Below are 1,649 nucleotides of genomic sequence, written 5' to 3'. Positions count from 1 at the left end.
ATCAGAACCTCGCCCGCCTTCGGGCCCTCAAGGTTCACCTCCATGATTTCCAGCGGCTTGCCGGCCTCAAGGGCTACGGCGGCTCGGGTGCGCATATTGTCATCCTCTTTCGAATTTCTGTTCCAGCTTGGCGATCTCGCGGCGGTGCCCGCAGGCAAAAGCACCAAAAGACGCAGCCCCGCCCGGCGGTCAGATCGCGACCGTGACGGCGGACGGGATGCCTCGTCCTGCAGGGTGTCTCATATCCCGCGACGATGCACCATCTGGACGTTCAGACGAATTCGGACAATTAACCCCCAGATCACCCCCTCCCCTGCCACAAGATCAAGGGCCACCATCCCATGCAAAACGATCCCCCGCATGATCACCACCAAGCCGCGACGGACCTGAGTGTCGATATCGTCATCTATCCCGGCTTCAAGATCATGGAGGCCGTCGGGCCGGTGAATGTGTTCACCGCCGCGAACCGCTATCTCGCCGCCGCCTCGCATCCGGCCCGATATGATGTGCGCCTGGTCAGCCCGCAGCCCGGCCCCGTCGTCTCCGACTGTTTCCTCACCCTCGAGGCCCCGGTGGCGCTGGCCGATTGCACCCCCGGGGACACGGTGATCATCGCCGGCGCGCTCGATATCGAAACCGCGCTGCGGGACACCCCCCAGATCGTCGACTGGTGCCGGCGCAAGCACCAAGATGTCCGGCGCTTCGCCTCGCTATGCACCGGCACCTTCTTTCTCGCCGAGGCCGGCCTACTCGACGGGCGAAAGGCCACCACCCATTGGAGCGTCGCCGACCGCCTGCAACAACGCTATCCTGCCATCCAGGTCAATGCGGATGCTATCTTCCTGCACCAGGGCAATCTCTACACCTCCGCCGGGGTGACCGCCGCCATCGACCTGGCACTGGCCTTCGTCGAACAGGACTTCGGCCGCGATCTCGCCCTGTCGGTGGCGCGCGACATGGTGATCTATCTCAAACGCCCAGGCGGGCAGTCACAGTTCAGCTCGCTCTTGACCCGGGAAATGCCGGCCCGTTCGGGGATGGCCGACATCCAGACCTGGATCCACGCCAATCTCGACCACAAGCTGCTGACCAGCGACCTGGCCAAGCGCGCCGGGATGAGCGAACGCAACTTCGTCCGCCACTTCATCCGCGAAATCGGCCAAAGTCCGGCAGATTACCTGACCGATGCCCGCTGCGAACGCGCGACAACCCTGCTTCTGGAAACCGCGCTACCGTTGAAGACCATCGCCCACCGCGTTGGGTTTTCCTCGGACGATCAGATGCGAAAGGTCTTCAGCCGCAGGTTCTCGCTGACGCCGCGCGAATACCGGGATCGGTTCACAACCTCGACCAGCGCCCCCCTCCCCGACTAGGACCAGGTCAGAGCCCCCCTTTTTCTGGCCCGAAATATCCCGGGGGAGACGCCCGCCAGGGCGGCGGGGGCAGCGCCCCCTGCCAGGTTTGCCTCAGCCCATCCGCTCGGAGGCATATTCCCCGGGGCTCGCCGGGAACACCACGGTCTTGTCGCCATTCAGGAACACCCGACGGTGGATGTGGGCGTGGATCGCCCGGGCCAGCACCTGGCTTTCCACATCGCGGCCCAGAGACACGTAATCGCTCGCCGATTGCGCATGTGTCACCCGCACCGT

General features: G+C 64.5%; 1 protein-coding gene and 1 pseudogene. One reads left to right on the top strand and one right to left on the bottom strand.

What is annotated here, in order from left to right; translation table 11 throughout:
- The first annotated feature begins 341 nt into the window (after nucleotides 1–341).
- A complete protein-coding gene (locus G455_RS0122150) occupies nucleotides 342–1,373 on the top strand; it encodes a GlxA family transcriptional regulator (RefSeq protein ID WP_051312694.1) in 1,032 nt (343 codons plus the stop codon).
- Nucleotides 1,374–1,466: 93 nt separating this feature from the next.
- Here the strand turns inward: G455_RS0122150 and purU are convergent.
- Nucleotides 1,467–1,649 (bottom strand): annotated as a pseudogene (purU, locus tag G455_RS25255) (formyltetrahydrofolate deformylase); the annotation flags it as partial.

Origin of the sequence: Pseudodonghicola xiamenensis DSM 18339, from assembly GCF_000429365.1 — a bacterium.
Lineage (GTDB): Bacteria > Pseudomonadota > Alphaproteobacteria > Rhodobacterales > Rhodobacteraceae > Pseudodonghicola > Pseudodonghicola xiamenensis.
Note: the sequence above shows the minus strand (reverse complement) of the source record. Positions and strands in the feature narration are given on the sequence as shown.

Coding starts and splice junctions, on each gene's coding strand:
- G455_RS0122150 (WP_051312694.1), top strand. CDS start 342: ATGCAAAACGATCCCCCGCATGATCACCACCAAGCCGCGACGGACCTG.